The sequence below is a fragment of the Streptomyces triculaminicus genome (assembly GCF_017349075.1).
Classification (GTDB): domain Bacteria; phylum Actinomycetota; class Actinomycetes; order Streptomycetales; family Streptomycetaceae; genus Streptomyces; species Streptomyces triculaminicus.
Map to the genome: position 1 here is coordinate 490,015 of NZ_JAFMOF010000004.1, position 24,964 is coordinate 514,978.

Below are 24,964 nucleotides of genomic sequence, written 5' to 3' on the forward strand. Positions count from 1 at the left end.
ACGACAAGGATTGTGAGCATGAGCCAGAACAGTCTGCGTGTGGTGTGGGTCTACCCCGACCTGCTCAGCACCTACGGCGACCAGGGCAACGTCCTGGTCCTCGAGCGGCGCGCCCACCAGCGCCGCCTGGACGTCCAGCGCGTCGACGTCCGCTCCGACCAGCAGATCCCCACCTCCGGGGACATCTACCTGATCGGCGGCGGTGAGGACCGTCCGCAGCGGCTGGCGGCCGAGCGGCTGCGCCGCGACGGCGGCCTGAACCGGGCCGTCGCCAACGGCGCGATCGTCTTCTCGGTCTGCGCCGGCTACCAGATCCTGGGCCACGAGTTCATCAACGACCTGGGCCAGCGCGAGCAGGGCCTGGGTCTGCTGGACGTCATCAGCACCCGTGGCGAGGGCGAGCGCTGCGTCGGCGACGTGCTCGCCGACATCGACCAGCCGCTCGGCCTGCCGCCGCTGACCGGCTTCGAGAACCACCAGGGCATCACCCACCTCGGCCCGACGGCCCGCCCGTTCGCCCGGGTGCGCTTCGGCAACGGCAACGGCACGGGCGACGGCACCGAGGGCGCGTACAACGACACCGTCTTCGGTACGTACATGCACGGCCCCGTGATGGCGCGCAACCCGCACATCTCGGACATGCTGATCAAGCTGGCGCTGGACGTCAACGCCCTGCCGCCGGTCGACGACCGCTGGTACGAGGCGCTGCGCGCCGAGCGGATCGCCGCGGCGACACAGCCCGCATAGCGGACGGTCGCGATCCCCGTCACCCTCGGCGGTTAGGGTGGCGGGGATTTCACCGGACGACGGGGTCCGGTCCTGCTCTTTCGGCCCTCGCGGCCCCGAACGCAAAGGTCCCCCCTGTCATGCGTATCGGTGTACTCACGTCCGGCGGCGACTGCCCCGGCCTCAACGCCGTCATCCGGTCCGTCGTCCACCGCGCGGTGGTCGACCACGGCGACGACGTCATCGGCTTCCACGACGGCTGGCGCGGCCTGCTGGAGGCCGACCACCGCAAGCTGGACCTTGACGCCGTGGCCGGCGTCCTGGCCACCGGCGGCACGATCCTCGGCTCCTCACGCGTACGGCCCGAACAACTGCGGGACGGCGTGGAGCGGGCCCGCGAGAACGTCGCGGCGCTCGGCCTGGACGCCGTCATCCCGATCGGCGGCGAGGGCACCCTCAAGGCGGCACGGCTGCTGTCGGACGCCGGCCTCCCCATCGTGGGCGTGCCCAAGACGATCGACAACGACATCGCCTCGACCGACGTCACCTTCGGCTTCGACACCGCCGTGGGGGTGGCCACCGACGCCCTGGACCGGCTGAAGACCACCGCCGAGTCGCACCAGCGCGTCCTGATCGTCGAGGTGATGGGCCGGCACACCGGCTGGATCGCCCTCCAGTCGGGCATGGCCGCCGGCGCCCACGCGATCGTGGTGCCGGAACGTCCCTTCTCCGTCGACGAGCTGACCGAGGTGGTCGGCAGGCGCTTCGCGGCGGGCAAGCGCTTCGCGATCGTCGTGGTCGCCGAGGGCGCCAAGCCGCGCCCGGGTGCCATGGACTTCGAGACCGGCGGCACGGACGTCTACGGGCACGAGCGGTTCGCCGGAGTGGCCCGTCAGCTGGCCGTGGAGCTGGAGCGGCGCCTGGGCAAGGAGGCGCGGCCGGTGATCCTGGGCCATGTGCAGCGGGGCGGCACGCCCACCGCGTACGACCGGGTGCTGGCCACCCGCTTCGGCTGGCACGCGGTGGAGGCCGCGCACGGGGGCGCGTTCGGGATGATGACGGCGCTGCGCGGCACGGACATCACGTTGGTGCCGCTGGCGGAGGCGGTCGAGCACCTGAAGACGGTGCCGGCGGAGCGCTACGCCGAGGTCGACTGCGTGCTCTGAGCCCGCGCGCGGTCCGCCCCCGGCCGTGGGGCGGCCCCGGGGCGCCTCTACTCTGGTTCCCGGCGCATCGGTGCGAAATGGGAGAGAGCGGATGGATCACAGCGGGCACGGCATGATGCATATGGACATGCCGCCGTTCACGCTGGAGCGGGGTCTGCAGTTCAGTGGTGAACCGTTCTTCATGATCGGCTGCCTGCTGGGGCTGGGCCTGTACGGCTGGGGCGTGGTGCGGCTGCGGCGGCGCGGGGACGCGTGGCCGTGGGGCCGGGTGGTGGCGTTCGTGGCCGGTGTGCTGAGCGTGGCGCTGGTGATGTGCACCAAGCTCAACGACTACGGCATGGTCATGTTCAGCGTGCACATGGTGCAGCACATGGTCATCAGCATGCTCTCCCCCATCCTGCTCCTGCTGGGCGCGCCCGTGACGCTGACGCTGCGGGCGCTGCCGGCGGCAGGCCGCGGCCGCAAGGGCCCCCGCGAGTGGCTGGTGGCGCTGCTGCACAGCCGCTACATGCGGGTGATCACGCACCCGGCGTTCACCATCCCGCTGTTCATCGCGAGCCTGTACGCCCTGTACTTCAGCCCCCTCTTCGACTTCCTCATGGAGTCCAAGGTCGGGCACATCGGGATGATGGTGCACTTCCTGGCGGTGGGCCTGGTCTTCTTCTGGCCGATCATGGGTGTGGACCCGGGCCCGCACCGGCCCGGCTATGTGATGCGGATGCTGGAGCTGTTCGCCGGCATGCCCTTCCACGCGTTCTTCGGCATCGCGCTGATGATGGCCACCCAGCCGATGATCGGCACCTATATGCACCCGCCGGCCTCGCTGGGCATCGACCCGCTGGAGGACCAGCAGGCGGGCGGCGGCATCGCCTGGGCCTTCAGCGAGATCCCGTCCGTCGTGGTGCTGCTGGCGCTGGTCTACCAGTGGTACCGCTCGGAGCAGCGGCAGGCCAAGCGCAGCGACCGGGCCGCCGACCGGGACGGCGACAAGGAGCTGGCGGCCTACAACGCCTATCTGGCGTCGCTCGACGGCCGGGGTCGCTGACCGCGGGGCGGTCTGCGGTATGGCGGTACGGACCGCGGCGGGGAGACGATGGTCTCCTGGCCGCGGTCCGCGCGTTTTCCCGCCCGGGCCGCCGTGAGGAGGTGTGGGATGCCCGGATCGGCGAAGACGATGGCGGCCCTGACGGTCGGCGCCCTGGTCCTGGTGACCGCCTATACGGTCACGATCGGCGGCGACGGGTGGCTGTGGTTCGCGTGGGTGGTCCTGGGCCTGACGACGATCGGCACGCTGGCGGCCCGCGGGACGTGAGACGCCGCGGGGCCGGCCCGCGGCGTCAGAAGCGGAAGACGGGGCCGGTAGCGGCCTCGAGGGCGCAGGCGTTGGGGTAGATCCTGCGCCAGGCGACCTGACCGCCGCGCCAGTCGCCGTCGACGGACGCGGTGACCGGATCGTTCTCCTTGGCGCAGGGGGCCGGGGGCTTCTCGCCGGCGACGGGCGGGGCGTCGGGACGGCCCGCCGCCCGGCCGAGGCGCTGGCAGGCCTCGGCGGCGTGCGGGTGGTGGCCGCCCGGCCCCGGGCAGGCGAGCCGGACGCCGCGGATCCAGGTGTTCTGCGCGCCGGAGAGGGTGAGGAAGAGCCTGCCCTCGGCCTGGTCGCGGGCGGCGGCCGGGGCCGTGGCCAGGGGCAGGGCGAGCAGGGCGGTCGCGGTCACCGCCGCGGCCGTGCTGGTGCGTACGGACATGGTGTGCCTCCTGGGGGACGCTGCCGGGTCAGGGCACCGCGCCGCACCCGCGCGCGGCAAGGAGCCGCACGGGCGCCGTCGCCCGTGCGGAGGTGTGCGGCCACCCGGTTGGGCCCCGCCGGCGCCCCCTCCGGAACGCACTCGGCCCCGCCGGCCCCTCGGGGAGGGACCGGCGGGGCCGGGCGCTGCTACGTGTGCTGTGAACCGCTTACTTCGTCGTGGCCTTCGGGACCTCCGGGGTGGCGTGCGGGGCGCACGTCACGTCCGAACCGCCGTCGAGCTTGCCGGTCAGGAGGTAGGCGTCCACACGCTGGTTGACGCACGGGTTGGTCAGACCCGTGACGCCGTGCGAGCCGGCGCCCTTCTCGGTGATCAGCTGCGAGCCGCGGAAGCGCTTGTGCAGCTCCACCGCGCCCTCGTACGGGGTGGCGGCGTCACGGTCGGACTGCACGATGAGGGTCTTGGGCAGACCCTTGTGCGTGGCGACCTCGACCGGGGTGTACTGCGGGCCCTTCCAGGTGGCGCAGGGCAGGTTCATCCAGGCGTTGGCCCAGGTCATGAAGGGGGCCTGGCGGTGGATGCGGGTGTTGTCGCGGTCCCACTTGGCCCAGCTGGTGGGCCACTTGGTGTCGGCGCACTCGACCGCGGTGTAGACGGCGTTGCCGTTCTCGGCGGTGATGTTGCCCGCCTTGTCGGTCAGGTCCGGGCCCGCCGCCTGGACGAGCGCCTTCTCGTCACCGGCGCGGTACTTCTTCCAGGTCTCGGCGACCGGGACCCACGAGCGGTCGTAGTACGCGGCGCCCTGGAAGTAGTTGATCAGCTCGGCCGGGCCGACGAGGCCGCCCACGGGCTGCTTCTTGGCGGTGGCGCGGAGCTTCTCCCACTCGGCCTGGACCTTGGCGCGGGTGTCGCCGATGTGGAAGTAGGAGTCGTTCTTGGCGACCCAGTCCTCCCAGTCCTTGAACCGGCCCTCGAAGGCGATGTCCTGCTCGAGGTTGGCCTGGTACCAGATGTTGTCCCGGTCCGGGTTGACGACGCTGTCGACGATCATGCGCCGGACGTGGTTCGGGAACAGCGTGCCGTAGACGGCGCCCAGGTAGGTGCCGTAGGAGACACCGAGGTAGTTGAGCTTCTTGTCGCCCAGGGCGGCGCGGACGACGTCCACGTCACGGGCGGTGTTCGCCGTCGTCATGTACGGCAGCATGTTGCCGCTGCGCTCCGCGCAGCCGTCCGCGTACTCCCGGGCGAGCTTGCGCTGGGCGCGCTTGTCGGCCTCGCTGCCGGGCACCGGGTCGGCCTTGGGGGCCTTGACGAACTCCTGGGGGTCGACGCAGGAGATCGGAGCCGAGTGGCCCACACCGCGCGGGTCGAAGCCGACGAAGTCGTAGGCCTTCGCGATGTTGGCGTACAGCGGGTTGCCGGTCACGACCCGCTTGGGGAAGGACAGGCCGGAGCCGCCCGGACCACCCGGGTTGTAGACGAGGGAGCCCTGACGCTCGCTCGGCTTGCCCGTGGAACGGGTCCGGTCGACGGCGATCTTGATGGTGCGGCCGTTGGGCTTGGCGTAGTCGACGGGGACGGTGACCCATCCGCACTGGATCTTGTCCAGCCCCCAGTCGGCGGGGCAGTCCTGCCACTTGACACCGGACTTGGCGGCCCGGTCAGCGGCGATCTTGACGCCCTTGGCCTCGGCGGCGCCGCCCGGCACCGACGACGCGGCCCCGGCCGACGGCGCGGCCAGGAAGCCGGCGACGAGGGCGCCGGCCACGGCCGTGCCGGCCGCACCGAATATCGCGTTTGATCTCAAAGTAGGAATCCCCCTGCTGAGTGTGTCGCCGGAAGCGGCGATGATCACGCGGTCTGCAGAGGGGAATCCTTTCGCCTCCCATGCCACAAAGGACAGGGTGTAAGGGCGTTCTTTACTCATCCGTAAACACGACGAAACATGGAACGCCCCATGTGACACCCTTCACCCCAACACCCGTTAAAACGCCCGGATTACGGCATTCAGCTGGGATAGCGCCGAATCCAGCAGCCTGCGCAGGGCCAGTGCGTCCGGTGCGACGACGCTCACCACCGCGCCCGGCCCGGCCAGGGGTGCGAGAGCGGCCAGCGGGCCGAGCACCCGAGGGGCCACGGGACTCCCCTCGAAGCCGGGGTGGACGACCACGAGTTGGCCCGCGGCCCGGTGGCCGCCGAGCACCGCGCCGCCGTCCCAGCCGCCCGGCGCCCCCGGCCCGTACGCCAACTCCTGGTCCAGCAGCGGGCGGCCCGCCCGACGGACCGTCAGCCGGGTGGTGAGCCGCCCGGTCGTCTCCCCCGCCCGGCCCAGCACCTGCTCCTCGCGCAGCACCAGGCAGGCGGTGGCGGCGAGGTCGGCGCGGGTGCTCTGGCGCAGGTCGCTGCCGCGGGCGGAGATCAGCGGCTCGGGCAGCCAGCGCAGCGAGCCGCCGTCGCCGACGGTCAGCCGCGTGTCGTACGTGGCCGGCGCGCCCGTGCGCCCGGGCAGCGCGATCGTGGCCGCCGTGGTGGTGAAGCACAGCGCGGCGCCCGCCCCGACGTCCGCGGTCAGGGCGAGCCGGTCGCCGCCGAGCGGCGCGCTCATCGCGCCGACCAGCGCGACGCGGGCCTCGTGCCCGTACGAGCGCGGCCGGCGCAGCGCGAAGGGGCCCGCCCCCTCGAGGACGGGCAGGGCCGTGCCGCCCCTGCCGTCGGGGGCGGCGACGATCCGGGCGGCGGCCCGCAGCCCGGCGCCGGGCGTCGGCGCGGTCTCCGTGACCGTCACGGCGCCGTGGCCGTCCACGCGGCGAGCCGTTCGCGCACCCAGTCGCGCACCGGCGCCACGCCGTCCTCGGCGGCCAGGGACGTGAACGCGACGGGCAGCTCGCCGCGCTGGGCCTTCGCGTCGCGGGCCATGCCGGCCAGGTCGACGCCGACGTAGGGCGCGAGGTCGGTCTTGTTCACGACCAGGAGATCCGCGGTGGTGACGCCGGGGCCGCCCTTGCGGGGGATGTCGTCGCCGCCGGCCACGTCGATGACGAAGATCTGCGCGTCGACCAGACCCTTGGAGAACGTGGCGGTGAGGTTGTCGCCACCGGACTCGACGAGGACGAGGTCCAGGGGCCCGGTCGCCTCCTCGAGGTCCTCGACCGCCTCGAGGTTGGCGGAGATGTCGTCGCGGATCGCGGTGTGCGGGCAGGCCCCGGTCTCCACGGCCGTGATGCGCTCCGGCGGCAGCACGGCCTCGCGCAGCAGGAACTCGGCGTCCTCGCGGGTGTAGATGTCGTTGGTGACCACGGCGATGGACAACTCGTCGCGCAGCGTCCGGCACAGGGCCGCGACCGTCGCGGTCTTCCCGGACCCGACGGGCCCGCCGAGCCCGATCCGCAGCGCGCGACGGGTGCCGTCCGGGCGGGTGGGGGCGCTGTAGGTGTGGCGGTGGGGGTAGGTGTCGGGGTGGTCGAGGTGCATGGTCCCTCCGGGGGTTGGGGTGGGGCTTTCAGCCCGTCCGGCGTTTGAGGACACCGCGCGAAGCGCGGTCCGGGGGTCTGGGGCTTGACCCCAGGAAACGGCGAAAGGGCGGGACCGGGGATCGACTACGTGGCGAACAGCCGCACCGGCCAGGCGGCGTGCTGCTCCGCGGTGATGTCGAGCAACGGGGCCGAGCCGGCCGGCAGGGCGTCGAGCCCCTCGTCGAACGCACGCAGCGCGGCCTCCGCCGCGCGCGCCGCGACGTCGTCCATCTCCGGCGCAAGCCGCGCCAGCACCGCCGTCGCCTCGAACGGATCAAGGCTCAGCAACCGCACCACCGCCGTCGCCGGCCCGCTCACCGCCTCGTACGCGGCGGCGTACGCGGCGGCGAGCGGCCCGAGCCCCGCGGCCCGTGCGACCAGTCCGAGGACGACGGGCTGGTGGGCGCCGCGCGGCCGGGCCGCCGCGAGGGCGTCGAGGTCGGGCGAGGGCCAGGCGGCCCGTGCGGCGCGTGTCAGTTGGCGGCCGAGCCGGCGCGCGGCGGCGCGCAGGGCGGGTGAGGGGGTGCGGGCGTCGGCTGCCGCGTCGAGGCCGAGCGGGTCGAGTCCGGCGGCGGCCGCGGCGGCGAGTCCCGCCGCGGTCAGCCCGGCGGTGTGCAGCCGTCCCCGGCAGAACGACTCCAGCGACGCGCCGTCCGTGATCCGGCCGGCCTTGACGGCCGCCTCGGCGCCCCCGGAGTGGGCGTGGCCCCCGGCGGGGAAGCGGCCGTCGGCCAGGACGAGAAGCGCGGCGGAGAGGGTGCTCATCGGTGGCCGCCCCGTCAGAAGAGGAAGTAGCGCTGGGCCATCGGAAGTTCCGCCGCCGGGCGCGGCTCCACCGGCTCCCCGTCGATGGTGACCGTGAAGGTGTCCGGGTCGACCTCCACGCGGGGGCGGGCGTCGTTGTTGCGCATGTCGGCCTTGGTGACGCCGCGTGTGCTCAGGATGGGGACGAAGCGCTTGCCCAGCCCCAGTCGCTCGGGGAGCCCGTCGTCCATGGCCCACTGGGTCACGAAGTTCAGGGAGTTGCCGGCCGGGGCGCGTCCGCGCGCGCCGAACATGGGCCGGGGCAGGACGGGCTGGGGGGTGGGGATGGAGGCGTTGGCGTCGCCCATCTGCGCGTAGGCGATCTGGCCGCCCTTGATCACCAGCTGGGGCCGGACGCCGAAGAAGGCCGGCTCCCACAGCACGAGGTCGGCGAGCTTGCCGGTCTCGACGGAGCCGATCTCGTGGTCGAGGCCCTGGGCGACGGCCGGGTTGATGGTGTATTTGGCGACGTAGCGCCGGGCGCGGGCGTTGTCGGCGGGGCCGTCGCCCGGCAGGGCGCCGCGCCTCCTCTTCATGACGTGCGCGGTCTGCCAGGCGCGCAGCACGACCTCGCCGACGCGGCCCATGGCCTGGGAGTCCGAGGAGATGATCGAGATCGCGCCGAGGTCGTGCAGGACGTCCTCGGCGGCGATGGTGGAGGGCCGGATGCGGGACTCGGCGAAGGCGAGGTCCTCGGGGACGGCCGGGTTGAGGTGGTGGCAGACCATCAGCATGTCGAGGTGTTCGTCGACGGTGTTGACGGTGTGCGGCCGGGTGGGGTTGGTGGAGCTGGGCAGGACGTTGGCCTCGGAGACCACCGTGATGATGTCGGGCGCGTGACCGCCGCCCGCGCCCTCGGTGTGGTAGGCGTGGATGGAGCGGCCGGCGATCGCGGCGAGGGTGTCGCCGACGAAGCCGGCCTCGTTGAGGGTGTCGGTGTGGATGGCGAGCTGGGCGCCGCTCTCCTCGCACACGTTCAGGCAGGCGTCGATGGCGGCCGGGGTCGCCCCCCAGTCCTCGTGGATCTTGAAGCCGACGGCTCCGGCCCGCAGCTGGGCGCGCAGGGAGTCGTGCGAGACGGTGTTGCCCTTGCCGAGGAGGCCGATGTTGAGGGGCGAGTCCTCCATGGCCTCGAACATCCGGGCGAGGTGCCAGGCGCCCGGGGTGACGGTGGTGGCCTTGCTGCCCTCGGCGGGGCCGGTGCCGCCGCCCAGGAGGGTGGTGATGCCGGAGGCGAGGGCCTCGTCGGCCAGCTGCGGGCAGATGAAGTGGACATGGGCGTCGATGGCGCCGGCGGTGAGGATCCGGCCGTTGCCGGCGATGATCTCGGTCTCGGGGCCGATGACGAGGTCGGGGTGGACGCCGTCCATGGTGTCGGGGTTGCCGGCCTTGCCGACGCCGGTGATCCGGCCGTCGCGCAGGCCGACGTCGGCCTTGACCACGCCCCAGTGGTCGAGGACGACGGCACCGGTGATGACGGTGTCGGGGGCGCCCTCGGCGCGGGTGACGCGGGACTGGCCCATCGACTCGCGGATGACCTTGCCGCCCCCGAAGACCGCCTCGTCCCCGGCCCGGCCGGGGCCGCCGCAGCGGTCCTCCTCGATCTCGACGACGAGGTCGGTGTCGGCGAGGCGGACGCGGTCGCCGGCGGTCGGCCCGTAGAGGTCGGCGTAGGCGGCGCGGGTGAGCTCAGGCATCGAGGGGTCCACCGCATTCGCCGCGCAGGCCCTCGACCACACGCTTGCCGCCGATGGGGACGAGGGCCACCTCCACCGGGATGCCCGGTTCGAAGCGCACGGCGGTGCCGGCGGCGATGTCCAGGCGCTTGCCGCGCGCGGCCGCGCGGTCGAAGGCCAGGCCGGGGTTCGCCTCGGCGAAGTGGTAGTGCGAGCCGACCTGTACGGGCCGGTCGGCGGCGTTGAGGACGGTCAGCCGGGTGCGGTGCAGTCCTTCGTTGAGCCGTACGGGCTCGGCGGCGTACAGGATCTCTCCGGGAATCATCCGTCTCTCCCCGTCACGCGATGGGTTCGTGGACGGTGACGAGCTTCGTCCCGTCCGGGAAGGTGGCCTCGACCTGGACGTCGTGGATCATCTCGGGGATGCCGTCCATGACCTCGTCGCGCGTGAGCACCTTGCGCCCGGAGGACATCAGCTCGGCCACGGTGCGGCCGTCGCGGGCGCCCTCGAGGATGTGCACGGTGATCAGAGCGATCGCTTCGGGGTGGTTGAGGCGCAGCCCGCGGGCCCGGCGACGCTCGGCGACGTCGGCGGCCACATGGATGAGCAGCCGTTCCTGCTCGTGCGGGGATAGTTGCATGCGTCCCACCTCAACACAGTGTTGACCTGGGGTTCTTCTCCCCGTGGCCGCTGAGTGCAGATTAGGACGCAAGCTTTTCCAACGCGTTAACTCCGCTGACCCGGTCTTTGCGTTGTCATGGCGGGCGCGGCGGCAGGCCGTCGCCGGGAAGTACTGGATCTCCTCGGACGGATCACCCCGGCTCGCACGCACGACACGTACGGCGCGCTACGAGCCGCGCAGACGCTCGCGATCGCGGCCGCCGGGCCGCGCGCCGCGCTCCCGGTCCCCTACGGACGGGACGAACGCGAGGTGTGCGCGAGCATCCTGGCACGGGCGATGCGGATCTCGGGCGGGGATCAGGGGAGCACGCCGGGTGAAGTCGCCGCCGCCGACGGCGAACTGAGGAACGGAAACATTCGTCCCCCGATCTCCTTCAGACAGCGGATGCGATCGTAGACGGCGCGTGTCGATCACCTCGGGCGGTGTGCTCATTGCGCACCCGGGGAGATCGCTGCGCCGCAGGTGGCGGCCTCACCAGGGCGAAACCGTGACCATCAAACCGCCGCGCGTCCACCCGAATTGCCCAGAGGTGACGAGGCTCACATAACGCCGGATCCCCTCGGCCCGGCCGCCGCGACTGCGCCAAGATCCCCCCGACGACAAGACCCCGCCACCACGGCGGGGCGGACCGGGCGGACGCCGAACCCCGCCGCCGCCCGGGACGACGGGTCGACACGATTGCACCGGCGGGGATGGAGGACCCAGGCACGACGGGACGACCGGCACGCGGCAACGCCGGTCATCCCTTGGGGTGAAGCCGCTTCGGCGGCCGGGCATTCTTCGCCTGCCCGAACCCGACAGGTCATCCTTCACAGGCGGCTGACGAAGGGTTTGGCATGGGCGCTCACAAACGTCCCTCGATGCTCTCCAAGGCCGGGACCGTACCCCTGACCGTGAAATCCGCCCTCACCCTGGCGGCCGTCGGTGCCACAGTGCTGGCTCCCGTCGGCGCGACCGAGGCGGAAGCGGCGACGCTCTCCACCAACGCCCTGCGGATCGCGGCCTCGAAGGCCGGCTCCCCCTACCAGTGGGGTGCGACGGGTCCGTACCGCTTCGACTGCTCGGGACTGACCCAGTACTCCTTCAAGCAGGTCGGCAAACGGCTGCCCCGCACGGCGCAGGACCAGTTCAACCACACCCGGCACATTCCCGGCTTCACCCGTGAGCGCGGCGACCTGGTGTTCTTCCACGGCCGGGGCGGCGTCTACCACGTGGGCATCTACGCCGGGAACAACCAGATCTGGCACGCCCCGAAGACCGGCTCGGTCGTCCGCCTCGAGCGGATCTGGACCCAGAGCGTCTCGTACGGACGCGTCAACGGCTGACCGCACGGGCACCGGACCGGCAGCGCACCGGAATCCGGCACGCCTCGGCACCCGACGTACGTCCTCGCACCTTTTCGCTCGTCGTGGCACATCTTCCGTGGCAGCGGACCCGACTGCCCCTCGGTGCCCCACCGGCACCCGCAGCACCCCTGGACCCACAGGTCCCCAGCGCGCTCCACGAGAGCGCCGGGCCGGGCGGACGCCTCCGTCCGGCCCCTTCGCGCCGCCGGTCAGCCGACCGGCGGCGTCCACGGCAGACGGATCCACACCGTCTTGCCGCCGTCGGCGGTCGGGGTCACACACAGCCGGCCGCCGTGCTCGGCGGTCAGGCAGCGGATGATGACCAGCCCGCGCCCGTTGTCCCGTTGAACGGCGGCGGGCATGCGCCGGGGGTGGCACGGGTGGCTGTCCGTGACCCCGATTCGCAGCTCTTCGCCCCGGTCGAGCCGGAGGTCCACGGTGAAGGTGGGCGACTGGCCGCGGGTGTGCTGCACGGCGTTGGTGGCCAGTTCGGAGACGATCAGCCGGACGGCGTCGACGGCCTCCGGGTCGTCGGGCAGGCCCCACTCCGACAGGACGTCCGTGACGTAGCGGCGCGCGGTGGAGACCGAGGCGGGGGCGCTCGGCAGAGTGACGGTTGCTTCCTGGTGGTCTGCCATGGCGCTGTCCCTTTCCCACCGGGACCGGACTTCCGACGCGATGACGCGTGAAGTGCAGTGAAGTCGGGTGCGGTTCCGGCGGCTCTTCGTGACAGAGTGCCATTGATAAGGGTGGTCATGGGCGCGTTCCACCGGATTGTGGATATATCTGTCGCTCGAAGCGGTGAACCCTTCCGCGAGCGACCGGACGGGGGCGCCACACTGGTCTATTGACTCTGCACGTGGGGATTTCAGCGGCGGGGAGGAAGAGCTGATGCGGTACGGACCCGCGGTGCGCCGCCGCAAACTCGGCGCGGAACTGCGGCGCCAGCGCGAACTGAGGGGGATGACCAGCCGGGAGGCCGCCTGCGCGGTGGGCTGGCACCAGTCGAAGGTGAGCCGGATCGAGACGGGCAGCAGTGGCGTGAAGCCCGCGGACGTGGCCCGGCTGCTCGATGTCTACAGCGTCTCGGACCCGGAACTGCGGGCCCTGCTGGGGGCGCTGTGCGGGGCCGGGACGAACGGCTCGGAGGGCCCGCGGCGCGGCTGGTGGTACGCCTACCGCGATCTGCTGCCTTCGGCGTATCTCGACTTCATCAGCCTGGAGTCGGAGGCCTGTCGTTCGCGGACGCTCGAGACCACGGTGGTGCCCGGTCTGCTGCAGACGCCGGCGTATGCCCGTGCGGTGACCCGGGCGGCGCTGTGCGACCCGCCGGCCGACCTGGTCGAGGAGCTCGTCCGGGTGCGGATGGCCCGGCAGGCGGTCCTCGGCCGCGAACGGCCGCTGGAGCTGTGCGCGGTGCTCGACGAGGCGGTGCTGCGGCACGAGGTCGGCGGGCCGGAGGTGATGGCGGAGCAGCTGCGGCATCTGCTGGACCAGGGGTCGTTGCCGCATGTGCGCCTGCATGTGCTGCCGTTCACCAGCGGCAACCATATCGGCATCACGGGGCCTTTCGTTATCTTCTCATTTCCGCGCATCGCCGATCTGGACGTGGTTGTTCTCGACCATTTGACGAGTAGCCTCTACCTCGAGCAGAAGGAAGACCTCCGGGCCTACGGCTCGGCCTTCGCCACGCTGCGTGCGCACGCCCTCTCGCACGAGAAATCACTGGAATACATCGCCGGGATCAGCGACGGCGCGTAAGGAGGCAACATGCCCGCAATGCCTCGGTACGTTCCCTCTCGATCGGCTCATCACCCGGTCCGGTGTCGTCACCGCGCCCCGCACGCCGGAGCGTGGCACCGGAGCAGCCACAGCACCGGGATGAACAACTGCGTCGAAACGGCCGTACTGGCACCGGAACTGCTCGCCGTGCGCGATTCCAAGCACACACCGGGGCCCGTGCTGCTGTTCTCCCCCCGCGCCTGGTCCGCGTTCACGACGGACCTGCGCGGCGGGAGGCCCGGCGGAGCCCTCAGCGGCTCCGCCGGTCTCACCCTGGGAGGTTGAGCGCCTCAGGCGGCCGGCGCGGTCCGTACGATCGTGTCGGCCGCCTGCGCGATCCGCTCGTCCGTGAGGTCCGCGCGCGCGGTCAGCCGCAGCCGGGAAATGCCGTCGGGCACGGACGGCGGCCGGAAGCAGCCGACCGCGAGCCCCGCCTCCCGGCAGTCGGCCGCCCAGCGCACCGCGGCCTCCGGTGAGGGGGCCCGCACGGACACCACCGCCGCGTCGGGGCGGACCGCCGTCAGCCCGGCCTCCGTCACCCGCCGGTGCAGCTCGCCGGCCACGGCCCGCACCCGGGCCGCCCGCTCCGGCTCGCGGCGCAGCACCTCCAGGCTCGCCAGCGCGGCGCCGACCGCGGCGGGTGCCAGGCCGGTGTCGAAGATGAAGCTGCGGGCGGTGCTGACGAGGTGGTCGATGACCCGGGCGGGGCCGAGCACCGCGCCGCCCTGGCTGCCGAGCGACTTGGACAGGGTGACGGTGGCGACGACGTCCGCGTCGCCCGCCAGCCCGGCCGCGTGCAGGGCGCCCCGGCCGCCGTCCCCCAGCACGCCGAGGCCGTGTGCGTCGTCCACCAGCAGCGCCGCGCCGCCCGCGCGGCAGGCCTCGGCCAGCGCGCGCAGCGGGGCCGCGTCTCCGTCCACGGAGAAGACGGAGTCGGTGATCGTCAGCGCCCGGCCCTCGTGCGCGGCCACCGCCTTGGCGACGGCCTCCGGGTCGGCGTGCGGCACGATCGCCCGCTCGGCGCGCGCGAGCCGGCAGCCGTCGATGAGGGAGGCGTGGTTGCTCTCGTCGCACACCAGCAGGGTGGCGGCGGAGGGTCCGGACAGCGCGGTGACGGCGGCGAGGTTGGCGGCGTAGCCGGAGGAGAAGACGAGCGCCGCCTCGAAGCCGCAGAACGCGGCGAGCTCCCGCTCCAGCCGGGCGTGCAGCTCGGTGCTGCCGGTGACCAGGCGGGAGCCGGTGGCTCCGGCGCCCCAGCGGCGGGCCGCGGCCGCGGCGGCCTCGGTGACCTCGGGGTGGCGGGTCAGGCCCAGGTAGTCGTTTCCGGCCAGGTCGGTCGGGCCGGCGTCGGCCGGGCGGGGCCGCAGGGTCCGCAGCAGGCCGGCGGCGCGGAGCCGTTCGTGCTGTGCTTCGATCCAGTCGAACGGATCCTTGGGCATGGGCCGTCCCTCGAGTGGTTCTGTGGGGTTTGCATAAAACGTATCCGCCGCCGCGCCCGGTCAGGGTGTGGCAATACACACACCTGAATCGGCGCCTGTTGTGCGATCTCTCCTTGGCCGAAGCGGGGGCCGTAGGCAAGGATCGGCGCCATGGACCTGCTGAACACGCTGGTGGACAAGGGGTTGCGGCGCGAGCTGCCGACCCGCGAAGAGGCTCTCGCCGTCCTGGCGACGTCCGACGACGAGCTGCTCGACGTGGTCGCCGCGGCGGGCAAGGTGCGCCGCAAGTGGTTCGGGCGACGAGTGAAGCTCAACTACCTGGTCAACCTGAAGTCCGGGCTGTGCCCGGAGGACTGCTCGTACTGCTCGCAGCGCCTGGGCTCCAAGGCCGAGATCCTCAAGTACACCTGGCTCAAGCCGGAGGACGCCTCGAAGGCGGCGGCCGCGGGCATCGCCGGCGGCGCCAAGCGGGTCTGCCTGGTGGCCAGCGGCCGCGGGCCGACGGACCGGGACGTCGACCGGGTCTCCAAGACCATCGAGGCGATCAAGGAGGGGAACGAGGGCGTCGAGGTGTGCGCGTGCCTCGGGCTGCTCTCCGACGGCCAGGCGGACCGGCTGCGCGCGGCGGGCGCCGACGCCTACAACCACAACCTCAACACCTCCGAAGCCACCTACGGCGACATCACCACCACCCACACCTACGCCGACCGCGTCGAGACCGTGCGCCAGGCCCACGCGGCGGGCATGTCCGCCTGCTCCGGGCTGATCGCGGGCATGGGCGAGAGCGACGCGGACCTGGTGGACGTGGTCTTCTCGCTGCGGGAGCTGGACCCGGACTCGGTGCCGGTCAACTTCCTCATCCCCTTCGAGGGGACGCCGCTGGGCAAGGAGTGGAACCTCACCCCGCAGCGCTGCCTGCGGATCCTGGCGATGGTGCGGTTCGTCTGCCCGGACGTGGAGGTCCGGCTGGCGGGCGGCCGCGAGGTGCACCTGCGCACCATGCAGCCGCTGGCGCTGCAGATCGCCAACTCGATCTTCCTCGGCGACTATCTGACCAGTGAGGGCCAGGAGGGCAAGGCCGACCTGGCGATGATCGCGGACGCGGGCTTCGAGGTGGAGGGCGCGGGCACCACGACCCTGCCCGAGCACCGGGCGGACGCGGTGGCGGCGGGCTGCGGCTCACACGCTGCGAGCGGCTGCGGATCGCACGCGGGCGGCGGCTGCGGGCCGTGCGGTGGCGGCGGTGCCGCGGCCGAGGAGCCGGCGGAGGCGGCCGTGCCGGCCGCGACCGGGGCCGGAGCCGGTGAAGCCCGTACGGACCTGGTGGCCGTGCGCCGCCGTGGCGCGGGGACGGATCTGCCGCCCAATGCCTGAGCCGATCCCCGTGGACCGGCTGGTCGACCTCGATCGCCGGCACGTGTGGCACCCCTACGGCCCGATGCCGGGCCGCCAGGACCCCCTGGTCGTCGAGTCGGCGGCCGGGGTCCGGCTGCGTCTGGCCGAGCCGGCCCACGGGTCGCGCGAGCTGGTGGACGGCATGTCGTCGTGGTGGTCGGCCGTGCACGGCTACAACCACCCGGTGCTCAACGAGGCCGCCCGCGAGCAGCTGGGCCGGATGAGCCATGTGATGTTCGGCGGGCTCACCCATGAGCCCGCCGTGCGGCTGGCCGCCCGGCTGGTGGAGATCACCCCCGAGGGCCTCGAGCATGTCTTCCTCAGCGACTCCGGATCGGTGTCGGTCGAGGTGGCCGTGAAGATGTGCCTGCAGTACTGGCGCTCGGTCGGGCGCCCGGAGAAGCAGCGCCTGATGACCTGGCGCGGCGGCTATCACGGCGACACCTGGCAGCCGATGTCGGTGTGCGACCCGGACGGCGGCATGCACCAGCTGTGGTCCGGGGTGCTGCAGCGGCAGGTGTTCGCGGACATGCCGCCGCACGCCCATGAGACGGACGCGGTGCCGGCGTACTCGGCGCACCTGCGGGAGACGATCGCGCGCCACGCCCATGAGCTGGCCGCCGTCGTCGTCGAGCCGGTGGTGCAGGGCGCGGGTGGCATGCGCTTCCACGACCCGGAGTACCTGCGGGTGCTGCGGGCGGCGTGCGACGAGCACGACGTGCTGCTGGTCCTCGACGAGATCGCGACCGGCTTCGGCCGGACGGGCCGGCTCTTCGCGGCGGAGCATGCGGGGATCACCCCCGACGTCATGTGCGTCGGCAAGGCGCTGACCGGCGGTTATGTGTCCCTGGCGGCGACGCTGTGCACCACGCGGGTGGCGGAGGGCATCAGCTCCGGCGACGTGCCGGTGCTCGCCCACGGCCCCACGTTCATGGGCAACCCGCTGGCCTGTTCGATCGCGAACGCCTCGATCGATCTGCTGCTGTCGCGGGACTGGCGCACGGACGTCAAGCGGATCGAGGCCGGGCTGCGGGACGGCCTGGCCGGCGCGGCGTCGCTGCCGGGCGTACGGGACGTCAGGGTGCTCGGCGCCATCGGGGTGGTCGAGCTCGACCACGAGGTGGACATGGCGGCCGCCACGCGCGCCGCGGTCCGCGAGGGCGTGTGGCTGCGGCCGTTCCGCAGCCTCGTGTACACGATGCCGCCGTACGTCACCGAGGACGCGGACGTCGAGCGGATCTGCGCGGCGGTGCGCGCGGTGGCCCGCGAGGGCTGACGACAGAGACGAAAGGACGGGGAGTCATGACGGTACTGATCGTCACGGGAACGGGCACGGAGGTCGGCAAGACCGTGGTGACGGCGGCCGTCGCGGCGGCCGCGCTGGCCGCGGGCCGTTCGGTGGCCGTGCTCAAGCCGGCCCAGACCGGGGTGGCGGCCCACGAGCCGGGCGACGTCGCGGAGGTGCTGCGGCTGGCGGGCGGGGTGACCGGCGCCGAACTGGCCCGCTTCCCCGAGCCCTTGGCGCCCGACACGGCGGCCCGCCGGGCGGGCCTGGCGCCCGTGGGGCCGACGGAGATCGAGCGGGCCGCGCGCGAGCTCGCGGACTCCCACGACCTGGTCCTGGTCGAGGGCGCGGGCGGCCTGCTGGTCCGGCTGGACGAGGCGGGCGCCACCCTCGCGGACGCGGCCGCGCTGCTGGGGGCGCCCGTGCTGCTCGTCGCCCAGGCCGGCCTGGGCACGCTCAACACCACCGCCCTGACCGCCGAGGCCCTGAGCGCGCGGGGGCTGACCTGCGCGGGCGTGGTCATCGGCAGCTGGCCGGCCGCCCCCGACCTCGCCATGCGCTGCAACCTCGCCGACCTGCCGCGGGCGGCGGGCGCCCCGCTGCTGGGCGCCGTCCCGGAGGGCGCGGGCACGCTTCCCCCCGAGGACTTCCGGGGCGCGGCCCCCACCTGGCTGGCGCCGGCGCTGCACGGCACCTGGGACGCCGCCCGCTTCACGGCCGAGCAGCAGGACTGAACACCCACGGGCGCATCGGGGCGCGGTCCCGGTTCGGGACGGTCGTGAAGGGGAAAAATCCCCTCGCCGTCCCCCGGGAAAGGGGTGCCTCATGCCGCTGCGCCGCAGGAGAACACCGCACGACGCCGTGCATCACCCGCTGTTCGCCCGGGCGTACGCCCGGTGGAGCCCGGTCGTCGACGAGCGGGCCGGCGTGGCCGCGCACCGCCGGGAGTTGCTGGCGGGGCTGTCGGGGCGGGTGATCGAGATCGGCGCGGGCAACGGCCTGAACTTCGCCCACTATCCGGCCACCGTCTCGGAGGTCGTGGCGATCGAGCCCGAGCGGCTGCTGCGGCGCCACGCGGTGGAGACCGCGGTCCGGGCCGGCGTGCCGGTGGACGTGGTGCCGGGCGTCGCGGAGGCGCTGCCGGTCAAGAGCGAGGCGTTCGACGCGGCGGTGACGTCCCTGACGCTGTGCTCGGTGGGGGACGTACGCCGGTCGCTCGCGGAGCTGCGGCGGGTGCTGAAGCCGGGCGGCGAGCTGCGCTTCTTCGAGCACGGGCTGGCTCAGGGGCGGCCGCAGGCCCAGGTGCAGCGGGTGCTGGACCGCACGGTGTGGCCGCTGTTGTTCGGCGGCTGTCACACGGCCCGCGATCCGCTGGGGGCGATCGAGGCGGCGGGGTTCGAGGTCGGGGTGTATCGCCGTCTGCGGGTGCCGGCGCGGGGCATGGCCTCGCCCGCTTCGTCGTGCGTGCTGGGGGTGGCCAGGCGGCCGGCCGAGCCGGAGCGCCGGTCCGGTCCGTAGGGAGCCGCCGAGCGGGTCCGCGGAATCTGACGGGAAGACAAGCGGAGCCATCCTCCGGTACGGTGGCGGCACCGACACACCAGGGGGTTCTCCATGTCTCGACCGTCCCGACCGTTCCGTTTCGCCGTCAACATGCTCGGTTCCGGCACGGGTGCCGAGTGGCGCGCGAAGTGCCGTGAGGCGGAGGCGCTCGGCTACGACGTCATCCTCGTGCCGGACCACCTGGGCATGCCCGCGCCCTTCCCCTCGCTGGTGGCGGCCGCGGAGGCCACCGAGCGGCCCCGGGTCGGCACGTTCGTGCTCAACGCGGGCTTCTGGAACCCGTCCCTGCTCGCCCGCGAGGTGGCCTCCACCGACCAGCTCACAGGCGGCAGGCTGGAGCTGGGACTCGGCACGGGCTATGTGAAGGCCGAGCACGACAGCGCGGGGCTGCCGTTCGGCTCGCCGCGCGAGCGGGTCGACCACCTCGAGCGCACCGTCACCGAGCTGGACCGGCTGCTCGGCGACCCCGAGCACGTCCCGGCGACCGCGCAGTCCCCGCGCCCGCCGTTGCTCCTCGGCGGGAACGGCAACCGCATGCTGCGGCTGGCCGCGCGGCACGCCGACATCGCGGCGTTCACCGGCGGGACCACCGACGCCGACGGCAGGCTGCGGCTGATCAGCCCCACCGCCCTGGAGCAGCGCATGGCTCTCTACCAGGGCTTCGCGGCCGACCGGGCCGAGCCCGCCGAGCTGAACTACCTGGTCCAGATCGTGGCGGTCGGCGGCGACCCGCGCGCCAAGGCCCGTGAGCTGATGGGCTACACGGAGGACCTCACCGAGGACGAGTTCCTGGCCCACCCGGCCCTGCTGACCGGCTCGGTCAAGGAGATCGCCGAGCGCGTCCGGGGCCACCGCGAGCGCTTCGGCTTCACCTACTTCACCGTGCTCGAGCCCTTCATGGAGGCGTTCGCGCCGGTGATCGAGGAGCTGCGGGGCTGACCCGGCCCCGTCCGCTTTGCTCGTCCTTTACTATTGATGGTCACCGTCGCGTCATGATGGTGACCATCGGTTTTTCTTCTTCGCTGAGTGAAAGGTGTGAGCGTCCGTCCATGGGCGAGCCTCCCAGTAGTCCCGAGTACCGACGTCGCGCGGTCCTTCCGCCCCTGCCCGACCATGGGACGGAGGTGAACCGATGACCGAAGTACTCCTCCTGGTGCTCGCGCTGCTGCTGACGCTGGCCTGCGCGATCTTCGTGGCGGCGGAGTTCTCGCTCACCACCGTGGAGCGCGCCGAGCTGGAGCGGGCCGTCGACAGCGGCGAGCCCGGCGCGGAGAGCGCCCTCAAGGCCGTACGGAGCCTGACCTTCCAGCTCTCCGGCGCCCAGCTCGGCATCACGGTCACCGGCCTGATCATCGGCATGATCTCCAAGCCGTCCATCGCCGCCCTGCTCACCGGCCCCATGCGGGCCGTCGGTCTGCCCGAGTCGCTGGCCTCTCAGGCCGCTCTGGTCCTGGGCACCGTGCTGTCCACGGTGGTGCTGATGGTCGCCGGCGAGCTGGTGCCCAAGAACTGGGCGATCTCCCGGCCGCTGCCCGTCGCCCGCAGGGTCGCCGGGCCGCAGCGCGCCTTCAGCGCCGCCTTCCGCCCGCTGATCCGGCACCTGAACAACACCGCCAACCACGTCGTGCACCGCATGGGCCTGGAGCCCGCCGAGGAGCTCGCCACCGCGCGCGGCCCTCAGGAGCTCATCGCCCTCGCCCGGCACTCCGCCAGGGAGGGCGCCCTGGAGAAGGACACCGCCGAGCTCTTCGTGCGCACCCTCAACCTCGCCGACCTGACGGCGGAGAACGTGATGACCCCGCGTGTGCAGGTCATCGCGCTCGACGCCCGCGCCACCGCCGAGGACGTCGCCAACGCCACCCTGGCCACCGGCCTGTCCCGCTTCCCCGTCTACCGCGAGACCCTGGACACCGTCATCGGCACCGCCCACATCAAGGACGTCCTGGCCATACCCGCCGAGGAGCGCACCCACCGGGCGGTCACCGGCCTGCTGCGCGAGCCGCTGCTGGTGCCCGAGTCGCTGACCGTGGACCGGCTGCTGGACCGGCTCTCCGGCAAGCGCAGCATGGCCGTCGTCATCGACGAGTACGGCGGCACGGCCGGCGTGGTCACCCTGGAGGACATCATCGAGGAGGTCGTCGGCGAGGTCCGCGACGAGCACGACCCCCACGAGCTGCCCGACCTGGCCCCGGCCGGCGAGGACCCCGACGGCCGCAAGCTCTACGACGCGGACGGCGCCGCCCGCACCGACCAGCTCGAGCACATCGGGCTGCGCGCGCCCGACGGCCCGTACGAGACCCTGGCCGGCCTGGTCGCCACCGAGCTCGGCCGCATCCCGGTCGAGGGCGACACGGTGGAGGTCGTCGGCTGGCGGATCGAGGTCACCGACGCCTCGGGGCGCCGCGCGGCCCGGGTGCGCCTGACGGCTCCCCCGCCCGGCGCGGGCCTCTTCGGCGGGGAGACGGGCCGATGACCTTCGTCCAGCTGCTGATCGGCCTGGCGACGCTGGTCGCCAACGCCTTCTTCGTCGGCGCCGAGTTCGCCATGATCTCCGTGCGCCGGGGCCAGATCGAGCCCTACGCCGAGCGCGGCGACCGGCGCGCGCGCAGCGTGCTGTGGGGCCTGCGGCACATCTCCGCCCTGATGGCGGCGGCCCAGCTCGGCATCACGCTGTGCACGCTGGTGCTCGGCGTGGTCGCCGAACCCGCCATCGCCCACCTCCTGGAGCCGCTCTTCCACGCGACCGGGGTGCCGCAGGGCGTGGTCCATCCGGTGTCGTTCGTCATCGCCCTGGCGGTGGCGACGTATCTGCACATGCTGTTCGGCGAGATGGTGCCGAAGAACATCGCGCTGGCCGAGCCGGTGCGCACCGCCCTGCTGATGGGCCCGCCGCTGGTGACGCTGGCGCGCGCCCTGCGCCCGTTCGTCTTCGCGATCAACCGGCTGGCCAACGGGGTGCTGAAGCTGCTGCGGGTCGAGCCGAAGGACGAGGTGACGGCCGTCTTCTCGGACGACCAGCTGGCCCGGATGGTCGCCGACTCCAGCGAGGCGGGCCTGCTGGACCAGCGGGCCACCGCACGGCTGCGCGACGCCCTGGGACTGGGCAAGCGCCCGGTCGAGGACGTGGTCATGCCGCTGGAGGAGGTGGTCTCGGCCCGCTTCGGGGTCACCCCCGAGGAGCTGGAGCGCCTGTCCGCCTCGTCCGGCTACTCCCGCTTCCCCGTCGTCGACGACGCGGACCGCATCCTGGGCTATCTGCATGTGAAGGACGCGCTGGACGCCAGGCCCCGCGACATGCCCTTCCCGCTGCGCCGGATGCGGCCGATCGCCCGGGTCCGGGCGGACACCCCGCTGGACGACGTGATCCGGGCGATGAGCGGCACCGGCGCGCACCTGGCCGCCGTGATCGGCGAGGACAACCGGCTGGCCGGCCTGGTCACCCTCGAGGACGTGCTGCGCCAGCTGGTCGGTGCCCGGTCCTGAAGCCTTCCGGGCCGCCGTGCGCGGAGGCCGCGCACGGCGGTAGGATCACGGCGCCATGCCGATGAATGCCGCATACACGCACACCAGCTTCGTCGCCCTGGGCGACTCCTTCACCGAGGGCATGTCCGACGGGCTGCCGGACGGCTCGTACCGCGGCTGGGCGGATCTGCTCGCCGCGCGGCTGGCCGCCCGCGGCCCCGGCTTCCGGTACGCCAACCTCGCCGTGCGGGGCAAGCTGATCGGCCAGATCGCGGACGAGCAGGCCCCCGCGGCCGCCGCCATGGGCGCGGACCTGGTGACGCTGGTGGGCGGCCTCAACGACGTGCTGCGGCCCAAGTGCGACGTGGACCTGGTGTGCGCCCGGCTCGCCGAGGCGGTGGAGCGGCTGGCCCCCACCTGCCGACAGCTGGTGCTGATGCGCAGCCCGGGGCGGCGCGGCCCGGTGATGGAGCGGTTCCGGCCCCGCATGGAGCAGCTGTTCGACTTCGTCGACGCGCTGGCCGAGCGGCACGGCGCCCTGGTCGTCGACCTGTTCTCGGCCGAGGCGCTGGGCGACTCCCGGATGTGGGCCGAGGACCGGCTGCACCTGAACGCCGAGGGCCACCGCCGGGTGGCCGAGGCCGTGTGGCAGGCGCTCGGCCACGCCCCGGAGTCCGACTGGCGCGAGCCGCTCCCGCCGGCCGTGGCCCCGGGGTGGGCCGCCCGGCGCGGCTCCGACCTGCGCTTCGCGCGCGAGCACCTGGTGCCCTGGATCGGCCGCCGCCTCACCGGCCGCTCCTCGGGGGACGGCCTGCCGCCCAAGCGCGGCGAGCTGCTGGCGTACGAGGCGCCGCTTTCGTAGGCCGCCTCCCGCGGGCCCCTCTCGTAGCAAGCCACAAACCGGGGCGGGGCGTCCACCTGCACGAATCACCAGTAGACTTCGGCCACGTGACTGCAAAGCCCCGCATCCCCAATGTCCTGGCCGGCCGCTACGCCTCCCCCGAGCTCGCCGTGCTGTGGTCCCCCGAGTACAAGGTGACGCTGGAGCGGCGGCTGTGGCTCGCCGTCCTCCGTGCGCAGAAGGACCTGGGGATCGAGGTGCCGGACGCCGCCCTCGCCGACTACGAGCGGGTCCTGGACCAGGTCGACCTGGCCTCGATCGCCGAGCGCGAGAAGGTCACCCGGCACGACGTGAAGGCCCGCATCGAGGAGTTCAACGCCCTCGCCGGCCACGAGCACGTCCACAAGGGCATGACCTCCCGCGACCTCACCGAGAACGTCGAGCAGCTGCAGATCCGGCTCTCCCTCGAGCTGGTGCGCGACCGCGTCGTCGCCGTCCTGGCCCGGCTCGGCACGCTGGCCGCCGACCACGCCGAGCTGGTCATGGCGGGCCGCTCGCACAACGTCGCCGCCCAGGCCACCACCCTCGGCAAGCGCTTCGCGACCGCCACCGACGAGCTGCTGGTCGCCTTCGCCCGCACCGAGGAGCTCCTCGCCCGCTACCCCCTGCGCGGCATCAAGGGCCCCGTCGGCACCGCCCAGGACATGCTCGACCTGCTCGGCGGCGACGCCGCCAAGCTCGACGAGCTGGAGCAGCGGATCGCCGCCCACCTCGGCTTCGCGCACGCCTTCACCTCCGTCGGCCAGGTCTACCCGCGCTCGCTGGACTACGACGTGGTGACCGCGCTGGTGCAGCTGGCCGCCGCCCCCTCCTCGCTCGCCAAGACCATCCGCCTGATGGCCGGCCACGAGCTGGTCACCGAGGGCTTCAAGCCCGGCCAGGTCGGCTCGTCCGCCATGCCGCACAAGATGAACACCCGCTCCTGCGAGCGCGTCAACGGCCTGATGGTCATCCTGCGCGGCTACGCCTCGATGACCGGCGAGCTGGCGGGCGACCAGTGGAACGAGGGCGACGTCTCCTGCTCCGTGGTGCGCCGCGTCGCGCTGCCGGACGCGTTCTTCGCGCTGGACGGCCTGCTGGAGACCTTCCTGACCGTGCTCGACGAGTTCGGCGCCTTCCCGGCCGTCGTCGCCCGCGAGCTGGACCGCTACCTGCCCTTCCTCGCCACCACCAAGGTGCTGATGGGCGCGGTGCGCGCCGGCGTCGGCCGCGAGGTCGCGCACGAGGTCATCAAGGAGCACGCGGTGGCCTCCGCGCTCGCCATGCGCGAGCAGGGCGCCGAGCGCAACGAACTGCTGGACAAGCTCGCCGCCGACGAGCGCATCCCGCTGGACCGCGCCGCGCTCGACGCCCTGATGGCCGACAAGCTGTCCTTCACCGGTGCCGCGAGCGCGCAGGTCGCCTCCGTGGTCGCCCGCGTCGAGGAGATCGCCAAGCGGCACCCGCAGGCCGCCGCCTACGCGCCGGGGTCCATCCTGTAGG

26 protein-coding genes and 1 riboswitch are annotated in these 24,964 nt (G+C 73.0%); of the genes, 16 read left to right on the forward strand and 10 right to left on the reverse strand.

The window, feature by feature from the left end; all coding sequences use genetic code 11:
* The first annotated feature begins 18 nt into the window (after positions 1 to 18).
* The 4 genes from J1792_RS25765 (at position 19) to J1792_RS25780 (ending at position 3,204) form a co-directional block, all read left to right on the forward strand.
* Positions 19 to 747, forward strand: coding sequence for a type 1 glutamine amidotransferase (locus tag J1792_RS25765; RefSeq protein ID WP_086570124.1), 729 nt, complete (start codon positions 19 to 21; stop codon positions 745 to 747).
* 119 nt (positions 748 to 866) lie between these two features.
* Complete coding sequence (locus J1792_RS25770; RefSeq protein WP_086570122.1) at positions 867 to 1,892, forward strand: 6-phosphofructokinase; 1,026 nt, start codon at positions 867 to 869, stop codon at positions 1,890 to 1,892.
* Positions 1,893 to 1,983: 91 nt separating this feature from the next.
* Complete coding sequence (locus J1792_RS25775; RefSeq protein WP_086570120.1) at positions 1,984 to 2,937, forward strand: cytochrome c oxidase assembly protein; 954 nt, start codon at positions 1,984 to 1,986, stop codon at positions 2,935 to 2,937.
* Between the two features lie 108 nt (positions 2,938 to 3,045).
* The gene (locus tag J1792_RS25780) at positions 3,046 to 3,204 is read left to right on the forward strand and encodes a hypothetical protein (protein ID WP_179198899.1); all 159 of its coding nucleotides are present in this window, start codon (positions 3,046 to 3,048) and stop codon (positions 3,202 to 3,204) included.
* A gap of 25 nt (positions 3,205 to 3,229) precedes the next feature.
* On the opposite strand, the gene J1792_RS25785 is transcribed toward J1792_RS25780, so the two are convergent.
* From J1792_RS25785 to J1792_RS25820, 8 genes are all read right to left on the reverse strand, one after another.
* Complete coding sequence (locus J1792_RS25785; protein WP_086570118.1) at positions 3,230 to 3,637, reverse strand: SSI family serine proteinase inhibitor; 408 nt, start codon at positions 3,635 to 3,637, stop codon at positions 3,230 to 3,232.
* A gap of 208 nt (positions 3,638 to 3,845) precedes the next feature.
* Positions 3,846 to 5,444: an alpha/beta hydrolase gene (locus J1792_RS25790; RefSeq protein WP_242646608.1), complete on the reverse strand. Its 1,599-nt coding sequence runs from the start codon at positions 5,442 to 5,444 to the stop codon at positions 3,846 to 3,848.
* A 177-nt stretch (positions 5,445 to 5,621) separates the two neighbouring features.
* On the reverse strand, positions 5,622 to 6,440 hold the full coding sequence (locus tag J1792_RS25795; protein WP_307843097.1) for an urease accessory protein UreD: 819 nt from the start codon (positions 6,438 to 6,440) through the stop codon (positions 5,622 to 5,624).
* The gene (gene ureG, locus J1792_RS25800; protein ID WP_207248311.1) at positions 6,419 to 7,108 is read right to left on the reverse strand and encodes an urease accessory protein UreG; all 690 of its coding nucleotides are present in this window, start codon (positions 7,106 to 7,108) and stop codon (positions 6,419 to 6,421) included. The genes J1792_RS25795 and ureG overlap by 22 nt, the downstream gene beginning before the upstream one ends.
* 125 nt (positions 7,109 to 7,233) lie before the next feature.
* Positions 7,234 to 7,914 carry an urease accessory protein UreF gene (locus tag J1792_RS25805; protein ID WP_086568266.1) on the reverse strand — a complete coding sequence of 227 codons (681 nt, stop codon included), beginning with the start codon at positions 7,912 to 7,914 and terminating at the stop codon, positions 7,234 to 7,236.
* Positions 7,915 to 7,928: 14 nt separating this feature from the next.
* Positions 7,929 to 9,650, reverse strand: a complete 1,722-nt coding sequence (locus J1792_RS25810) for an urease subunit alpha (RefSeq protein ID WP_207248312.1) — start codon at positions 9,648 to 9,650, stop codon at positions 7,929 to 7,931.
* Entirely contained in the window at positions 9,643 to 9,954 is a 312-nt protein-coding gene (locus J1792_RS25815; RefSeq protein WP_086568270.1) for an urease subunit beta, read from the reverse strand. The genes J1792_RS25810 and J1792_RS25815 overlap by 8 nt, the downstream gene beginning before the upstream one ends.
* Before the next feature lie 13 nt (positions 9,955 to 9,967).
* Positions 9,968 to 10,270, reverse strand: coding sequence for an urease subunit gamma (locus tag J1792_RS25820; RefSeq protein ID WP_086568272.1), 303 nt, complete (start codon positions 10,268 to 10,270; stop codon positions 9,968 to 9,970).
* A 713-nt stretch (positions 10,271 to 10,983) separates the two neighbouring features.
* Positions 10,984 to 11,145, forward strand: a riboswitch (cyclic di-AMP (ydaO/yuaA leader).
* 3 nt (positions 11,146 to 11,148) lie between these two features.
* On the opposite strand from J1792_RS25820, the gene J1792_RS25825 reads away from it, so the two are divergent.
* The gene (locus tag J1792_RS25825) at positions 11,149 to 11,637 is read left to right on the forward strand and encodes a C40 family peptidase (RefSeq protein ID WP_086568275.1); all 489 of its coding nucleotides are present in this window, start codon (positions 11,149 to 11,151) and stop codon (positions 11,635 to 11,637) included.
* A 230-nt stretch (positions 11,638 to 11,867) separates the two neighbouring features.
* Here J1792_RS25825 and J1792_RS25830 read toward each other — a convergent pair whose 3' ends face one another.
* Positions 11,868 to 12,296 carry an ATP-binding protein gene (locus J1792_RS25830; RefSeq protein WP_207248313.1) on the reverse strand — a complete coding sequence of 143 codons (429 nt, stop codon included), beginning with the start codon at positions 12,294 to 12,296 and terminating at the stop codon, positions 11,868 to 11,870.
* A gap of 253 nt (positions 12,297 to 12,549) precedes the next feature.
* On the opposite strand from J1792_RS25830, the gene J1792_RS25835 reads away from it, so the two are divergent.
* Positions 12,550 to 13,419, forward strand: coding sequence for a helix-turn-helix domain-containing protein (locus J1792_RS25835; RefSeq protein ID WP_086568279.1), 870 nt, complete (start codon positions 12,550 to 12,552; stop codon positions 13,417 to 13,419).
* Between the two features lie 18 nt (positions 13,420 to 13,437).
* Positions 13,438 to 13,725, forward strand: a complete 288-nt coding sequence (locus J1792_RS25840; RefSeq protein ID WP_372446191.1) for a DUF397 domain-containing protein — start codon at positions 13,438 to 13,440, stop codon at positions 13,723 to 13,725.
* A gap of 5 nt (positions 13,726 to 13,730) precedes the next feature.
* On the opposite strand, the gene J1792_RS25845 is transcribed toward J1792_RS25840, so the two are convergent.
* Entirely contained in the window at positions 13,731 to 14,879 is a 1,149-nt protein-coding gene (locus J1792_RS25845) for an 8-amino-7-oxononanoate synthase (protein WP_086568282.1), read from the reverse strand.
* A 150-nt stretch (positions 14,880 to 15,029) separates the two neighbouring features.
* Here J1792_RS25845 and bioB point away from each other — a divergent pair, with 150 nt between their 5' ends.
* From bioB to purB, 9 genes are all read left to right on the forward strand, one after another.
* Entirely contained in the window at positions 15,030 to 16,253 is a 1,224-nt protein-coding gene (gene bioB, locus J1792_RS25850; protein ID WP_086568283.1) for a biotin synthase BioB, read from the forward strand.
* The gene (locus J1792_RS25855; protein WP_086568285.1) at positions 16,246 to 17,550 is read left to right on the forward strand and encodes an adenosylmethionine--8-amino-7-oxononanoate transaminase; all 1,305 of its coding nucleotides are present in this window, start codon (positions 16,246 to 16,248) and stop codon (positions 17,548 to 17,550) included. The genes bioB and J1792_RS25855 overlap by 8 nt, the downstream gene beginning before the upstream one ends.
* A 26-nt stretch (positions 17,551 to 17,576) precedes the next feature.
* The gene (gene bioD, locus J1792_RS25860) at positions 17,577 to 18,293 is read left to right on the forward strand and encodes a dethiobiotin synthase (protein ID WP_207248314.1); all 717 of its coding nucleotides are present in this window, start codon (positions 17,577 to 17,579) and stop codon (positions 18,291 to 18,293) included.
* A gap of 91 nt (positions 18,294 to 18,384) precedes the next feature.
* On the forward strand, positions 18,385 to 19,077 hold the full coding sequence (locus J1792_RS25865; protein ID WP_086568289.1) for a class I SAM-dependent methyltransferase: 693 nt from the start codon (positions 18,385 to 18,387) through the stop codon (positions 19,075 to 19,077).
* Between the two features lie 93 nt (positions 19,078 to 19,170).
* Positions 19,171 to 20,058: an LLM class F420-dependent oxidoreductase gene (locus J1792_RS25870; protein WP_086568290.1), complete on the forward strand. Its 888-nt coding sequence runs from the start codon at positions 19,171 to 19,173 to the stop codon at positions 20,056 to 20,058.
* Between the two features lie 193 nt (positions 20,059 to 20,251).
* Positions 20,252 to 21,592, forward strand: a complete 1,341-nt coding sequence (locus J1792_RS25875) for a hemolysin family protein (protein WP_086568292.1) — start codon at positions 20,252 to 20,254, stop codon at positions 21,590 to 21,592.
* A complete protein-coding gene (locus J1792_RS25880; protein WP_086568293.1) occupies positions 21,589 to 22,602 on the forward strand; it encodes a hemolysin family protein in 1,014 nt (337 codons plus the stop codon). The genes J1792_RS25875 and J1792_RS25880 overlap by 4 nt, the downstream gene beginning before the upstream one ends.
* Positions 22,603 to 22,657: 55 nt before the next feature.
* Positions 22,658 to 23,443, forward strand: coding sequence for an SGNH/GDSL hydrolase family protein (locus J1792_RS25885; protein ID WP_086568295.1), 786 nt, complete (start codon positions 22,658 to 22,660; stop codon positions 23,441 to 23,443).
* Between the two features lie 86 nt (positions 23,444 to 23,529).
* Positions 23,530 to 24,963: an adenylosuccinate lyase gene (gene purB, locus J1792_RS25890; protein ID WP_086568297.1), complete on the forward strand. Its 1,434-nt coding sequence runs from the start codon at positions 23,530 to 23,532 to the stop codon at positions 24,961 to 24,963.
* The last annotated feature ends 1 nt before the right edge of the window (position 24,964 follow it).

What these genes read in the sequence shown, in the direction of transcription:
- J1792_RS25855 (WP_086568285.1), top strand. Translation starts at nt 16,246, where the DNA reads ATGCCTGAGCCGATCCCCGTGGACCGGCTGGTCGACCTCGATCGCCGG.
- J1792_RS25885 (WP_086568295.1), top strand. Translation starts at nt 22,658, where the DNA reads ATGCCGATGAATGCCGCATACACGCACACCAGCTTCGTCGCCCTGGGC.
- J1792_RS25875 (WP_086568292.1), top strand. Translation starts at nt 20,252, where the DNA reads ATGACCGAAGTACTCCTCCTGGTGCTCGCGCTGCTGCTGACGCTGGCC.
- J1792_RS25805 (WP_086568266.1), bottom strand. Translation starts at nt 7,914, where the DNA reads ATGAGCACCCTCTCCGCCGCGCTTCTCGTCCTGGCCGACGGCCGCTTC.
- bioD (WP_207248314.1), top strand. Translation starts at nt 17,577, where the DNA reads ATGACGGTACTGATCGTCACGGGAACGGGCACGGAGGTCGGCAAGACC.
- J1792_RS25820 (WP_086568272.1), bottom strand. Translation starts at nt 10,270, where the DNA reads ATGCAACTATCCCCGCACGAGCAGGAACGGCTGCTCATCCATGTGGCC.
- J1792_RS25810 (WP_207248312.1), bottom strand. Translation starts at nt 9,650, where the DNA reads ATGCCTGAGCTCACCCGCGCCGCCTACGCCGACCTCTACGGGCCGACC.
- J1792_RS25840 (WP_372446191.1), top strand. Translation starts at nt 13,438, where the DNA reads ATGCCTCGGTACGTTCCCTCTCGATCGGCTCATCACCCGGTCCGGTGT.
- J1792_RS25785 (WP_086570118.1), bottom strand. Translation starts at nt 3,637, where the DNA reads ATGTCCGTACGCACCAGCACGGCCGCGGCGGTGACCGCGACCGCCCTG.
- J1792_RS25765 (WP_086570124.1), top strand. Translation starts at nt 19, where the DNA reads ATGAGCCAGAACAGTCTGCGTGTGGTGTGGGTCTACCCCGACCTGCTC.
- J1792_RS25780 (WP_179198899.1), top strand. Translation starts at nt 3,046, where the DNA reads ATGCCCGGATCGGCGAAGACGATGGCGGCCCTGACGGTCGGCGCCCTG.
- bioB (WP_086568283.1), top strand. Translation starts at nt 15,030, where the DNA reads ATGGACCTGCTGAACACGCTGGTGGACAAGGGGTTGCGGCGCGAGCTG.
- ureG (WP_207248311.1), bottom strand. Translation starts at nt 7,108, where the DNA reads ATGCACCTCGACCACCCCGACACCTACCCCCACCGCCACACCTACAGC.
- J1792_RS25815 (WP_086568270.1), bottom strand. Translation starts at nt 9,954, where the DNA reads ATGATTCCCGGAGAGATCCTGTACGCCGCCGAGCCCGTACGGCTCAAC.
- J1792_RS25870 (WP_086568290.1), top strand. Translation starts at nt 19,171, where the DNA reads ATGTCTCGACCGTCCCGACCGTTCCGTTTCGCCGTCAACATGCTCGGT.
- J1792_RS25830 (WP_207248313.1), bottom strand. Translation starts at nt 12,296, where the DNA reads ATGGCAGACCACCAGGAAGCAACCGTCACTCTGCCGAGCGCCCCCGCC.
- J1792_RS25880 (WP_086568293.1), top strand. Translation starts at nt 21,589, where the DNA reads ATGACCTTCGTCCAGCTGCTGATCGGCCTGGCGACGCTGGTCGCCAAC.
- J1792_RS25770 (WP_086570122.1), top strand. Translation starts at nt 867, where the DNA reads ATGCGTATCGGTGTACTCACGTCCGGCGGCGACTGCCCCGGCCTCAAC.
- J1792_RS25865 (WP_086568289.1), top strand. Translation starts at nt 18,385, where the DNA reads ATGCCGCTGCGCCGCAGGAGAACACCGCACGACGCCGTGCATCACCCG.
- J1792_RS25775 (WP_086570120.1), top strand. Translation starts at nt 1,984, where the DNA reads ATGGATCACAGCGGGCACGGCATGATGCATATGGACATGCCGCCGTTC.
- J1792_RS25835 (WP_086568279.1), top strand. Translation starts at nt 12,550, where the DNA reads ATGCGGTACGGACCCGCGGTGCGCCGCCGCAAACTCGGCGCGGAACTG.
- J1792_RS25825 (WP_086568275.1), top strand. Translation starts at nt 11,149, where the DNA reads ATGGGCGCTCACAAACGTCCCTCGATGCTCTCCAAGGCCGGGACCGTA.
- J1792_RS25845 (WP_086568282.1), bottom strand. Translation starts at nt 14,879, where the DNA reads ATGCCCAAGGATCCGTTCGACTGGATCGAAGCACAGCACGAACGGCTC.